The sequence below is a fragment of the Halarchaeum salinum genome, assembly GCF_039520965.1.
GTDB lineage: Archaea > Halobacteriota > Halobacteria > Halobacteriales > Halobacteriaceae > Halarchaeum > Halarchaeum salinum.
This window is the reverse complement of sequence record NZ_BAAABL010000009.1, coordinates 1-2,991: the sequence shown is the minus strand read 5'-3', so window position 1 is coordinate 2,991 and position 2,991 is coordinate 1. Positions and strand designations below refer to the sequence as shown.

Sequence of the window (2,991 nt, the reverse complement as noted above, 5' to 3'; positions counted from 1 at the left end):
AGTCTACAACGTCGAACAAGCCGTGAAACAGTGAATCCCGTCGCCCTCTGCGGATTCAATGAAGCCCTGGTCAACAGTATTCAGTGACTCAGGCTCGCCCATCAGAAAGTACCGCTATTCAGCGTCCGAGTCGCTTGACATCTTCCCTGCAGCCACGCGGTCCTTCCGGAGTTGCTCCACAGACTGCCCCGTCGTCTCGGCCAGCTCGTCTACCGTGGGGATATCCTTCAGGGCCATTCGTTCATCACTAGGTTCGTCGCTTTCCCAATTATACCTTTCGCACAAACCGATCTCGAAGATCCATTGTGGCCTCGGATGGGTTGGGAAAGCATACTCTCTACCCCTGGCACACCCGTAGATACTCTCTGAGCTGGCTCTGCTGAACAGCGACTTATCGTACGGTATGCTCCCATTCACGTTTGATGGTCAGCCTCAGTTAACGCTCATTCTCCTAATTGGAGTGCTATCATTCGCATACATCGACTACAGGTTGTTTTGGAGCAGTTGAGTCTGGGATACGTGTTCTTGGGAAACCAGACCCAACCGTTATCGCCTCTGAAGAACACCTAACAGTATGACACAGCCCAGTTCTGGGCAGGTCTTTCAGTACATCGTCGGGACGAAGCGTCCGCGACGTGCAACCGCTGGCGGGGTCGGTGTGTTGTTACTCCTCGCATCTATCGCGTTTCTCCTCGGGTTCGACGTCGGATTGAACGCTTTCGGTGGCGGGTGGATTCTCCTTGCACTCGGAATCGCCGGTATCGCGGGGATCGTCGGTGCTGGCCTCGGTCTGACCGTCGGGTTACTCTGGCTCATCACGCTCTGGTGGTTCGTCTTCCCGCCGCTCGTCGGCTATCTCACTGGCGATTGGACGGGCGCGTCCCGCTACGTGCACCCCAGAATGTCGGCGTTCGCGTACGGCTCCGCTCGCGCTGAGCTGTTCGGCGGACTCCGGTACGGTGTTCGATTGGGGCTGTTCTTCGCTGTTGTTCCCGGAAGCCTCGCCTACGCTATCGGAACCACGATTAATTGGGTTAGGAGACGATTCCTTTCACACGATACGTAACTGGCCGACACTTACCGAATACTCCCTATTGGCTTCGAGAGTGAGAGTTGGAGCCGGAAACTGCGCGTCCCACTACTGATACCAAGTGGGGAGTGTCATCCAGAGTCCGCTCTGTAATTAGTCGTTGAAGAGACAGCGTGTCGCGGCGTTCTCCCCGGTGAGCGTCTGCTGGTCGTCGTCGGTATCGGGGAAGAGCGCGGCCTGCTCGTCATCCTCACTTGAATCCTGTACGTCGGGGCGGTCGTCGACGCCGAACTCGCTGGCCTCGGGCTGATCGCGTCGTGACTCGCGCTCTCGATGGTCGACGTCGGCGCCGAAATCCTCGAGAGACGTTTCGACGCTCGACTCCTGGACTTCGAGCTCGCCATCGTCACTGAACGCTGCTTGATGGTGGACTTCTGGATCTGGTGTATCGCTCATCACTGAATGCCTCCACCCTTTCGGGTGGCTCAATAAACTGAATCGTGCGGACAGCACACCCATTCACCCGCACACTTATCCACCAGCACACCGTACTAGGCGATATGCCGATCGATATCGAGGAGTTTGAAGACGGCGAGGAAGCGGAGCGGACGACCGCTGAACTCATCATCGAGTTTCTCCTCGAGAACCGCGATGCCGCGTTCACTCGGAGTGAAATCGCAACCGCGATCGACCGCAATCCGAACACGGTTGGGTCGAACCTCTCACGGCTCAAGGAGAGAGGACTTGTTCGGCATCGAAAGCACCATTGGGCGCTCACTCGCGACCTAAGTCGAGTCGCGGAGGCGATTCGGTTCTCCGATCTCCTCTCGACACTCACACTTGAGCATGGGCCTCTTATCGCGAGTGAGGAGGAGGCAGAGGCGTGGGCGGACGCACAACCGGATCAGCTACACCCCTCAGAGACGGACAACGAGGAGCAGTCCGGCGAGAACCGTGCTGCACAGCAGTCCTCGGACCACTGATGCAGGCAGCTGGCCGTGACTACCAGCCGGGAGACGTCGTCTGGACGGTCGACCCGTGGCAAGGCCGGCTTACACCTAGTCAACTACTCGATCTCGACCGCTCGATTTTCACAAGCGAACCCAAGATATTGTTGTCGACGAGCACACTCATTCCCCGCTAGAGGTTTTCGAGGCGCTCGGACCGCTCCTCGTCGGTGAGAATAGCGACATCGCGGCTAACGCCGCGGTCGCGGAGAATCTCTTTGAATTCTGCGGGACTGTAGCCGGCGAGCTCGGCAGCACGGTTGAGCGAGACGCTTCCGGTCTTGTATTGCTCGACGGCGAGATCGACGCGTAGCTCGGGGCGCTTCTCCAGAAGGGCACGGAATGCTTCCTCGAGGAACTCTTCCTCGGAGGCAAACCGTCCTGACTGCTGGAGGAGTTCGATGTTGTCTTCAACGTCAATCATAGTATGAATGTTCCGTCCCCTCCCTCGGTGAGCTATCTATATAATGCCGGAGGTGCCCCTCCTTCTTCCGCGGATGCGTCTGCAAACAACGGATATTCACTTTGATCGAAGCTCGCTAGCTTGTTGCGCGAGTAAGCGGAGGATGGGCTCGCGATTTTGATGTGCGTTCTCGTAAGCGACACACTCCCGGACAGTCTCGACGTCGGGAATCGTCACGATGCACGCGCGGAGGACATCGAAGCTCGCCGGCGTAAGTCGTTGTTCAGGCGTGAGCGTGCTCGCATTCTCGCTCTCTTGGTTGGGCATGATGGACGTCTCGATCGTTCCCGGCGGCGACAAACGACCTCGTGACGTCCCCCTCAGCGCGGTGCTACGTGCTGTCGTCCAGAAGCTCAATCCCCTGTTCGACGACTGCGTCGGCGATGAAGAGGCTGGTCTCTGTCTGGAGCGATCGCATTAACTTGCTCCGTTGAACGCCGACGCCCTCTGCGGATTGTATCGCTGATTTCAGGGGATTTGGACGCCGTCTG

General features: G+C 57.9%; 6 protein-coding genes. 2 read left to right on the top strand and 4 right to left on the bottom strand.

Annotation, left to right across the window (positions count from 1 at the left end; genetic code table 11):
* Nucleotides 1–114 precede the first annotated feature (114 nt).
* Entirely contained in the window at nt 115–237 is a 123-nt protein-coding gene (locus ABDZ36_RS00690; protein WP_268237670.1) for a hypothetical protein, read from the bottom strand.
* A gap of 337 nt (nt 238–574) precedes the next feature.
* On the opposite strand from ABDZ36_RS00690, the gene ABDZ36_RS00685 reads away from it, so the two are divergent.
* Nucleotides 575–1,066, top strand: a complete 492-nt coding sequence (locus ABDZ36_RS00685) for a hypothetical protein (RefSeq protein ID WP_343749148.1) — start codon at nt 575–577, stop codon at nt 1,064–1,066.
* A 117-nt stretch (nt 1,067–1,183) separates the two neighbouring features.
* On the opposite strand, the gene ABDZ36_RS00680 is transcribed toward ABDZ36_RS00685, so the two are convergent.
* Complete coding sequence (locus ABDZ36_RS00680) at nt 1,184–1,486, bottom strand: hypothetical protein (protein ID WP_343749147.1); 303 nt, start codon at nt 1,484–1,486, stop codon at nt 1,184–1,186.
* Between the two features lie 104 nt (nt 1,487–1,590).
* On the opposite strand from ABDZ36_RS00680, the gene ABDZ36_RS00675 reads away from it, so the two are divergent.
* Nucleotides 1,591–2,013: a hypothetical protein gene (locus tag ABDZ36_RS00675; RefSeq protein ID WP_211313750.1), complete on the top strand. Its 423-nt coding sequence runs from the start codon at nt 1,591–1,593 to the stop codon at nt 2,011–2,013.
* A 157-nt stretch (nt 2,014–2,170) separates the two neighbouring features.
* Here the strand turns inward: ABDZ36_RS00675 and ABDZ36_RS00670 are convergent, their stop codons facing one another.
* Nucleotides 2,171–2,461: a UPF0175 family protein gene (locus ABDZ36_RS00670; protein WP_188873083.1), complete on the bottom strand. Its 291-nt coding sequence runs from the start codon at nt 2,459–2,461 to the stop codon at nt 2,171–2,173.
* A gap of 96 nt (nt 2,462–2,557) precedes the next feature.
* The gene (locus ABDZ36_RS00665) at nt 2,558–2,767 is read right to left on the bottom strand and encodes a DUF8129 domain-containing protein (protein ID WP_211313751.1); all 210 of its coding nucleotides are present in this window, start codon (nt 2,765–2,767) and stop codon (nt 2,558–2,560) included.
* Between the last annotated feature and the right edge of the window lie 224 nt (nt 2,768–2,991).

Excerpts from the sequence above, each read along its gene's own strand:
- ABDZ36_RS00690 (WP_268237670.1), bottom strand. The coding sequence starts at position 237 with ATGGCCCTGAAGGATATCCCCACGGTAGACGAGCTGGCCGAGACGACG.
- ABDZ36_RS00685 (WP_343749148.1), top strand. The coding sequence starts at position 575 with ATGACACAGCCCAGTTCTGGGCAGGTCTTTCAGTACATCGTCGGGACG.
- ABDZ36_RS00680 (WP_343749147.1), bottom strand. The coding sequence starts at position 1,486 with ATGAGCGATACACCAGATCCAGAAGTCCACCATCAAGCAGCGTTCAGT.
- ABDZ36_RS00675 (WP_211313750.1), top strand. The coding sequence starts at position 1,591 with ATGCCGATCGATATCGAGGAGTTTGAAGACGGCGAGGAAGCGGAGCGG.
- ABDZ36_RS00670 (WP_188873083.1), bottom strand. The coding sequence starts at position 2,461 with ATGATTGACGTTGAAGACAACATCGAACTCCTCCAGCAGTCAGGACGG.
- ABDZ36_RS00665 (WP_211313751.1), bottom strand. The coding sequence starts at position 2,767 with ATGCCCAACCAAGAGAGCGAGAATGCGAGCACGCTCACGCCTGAACAA.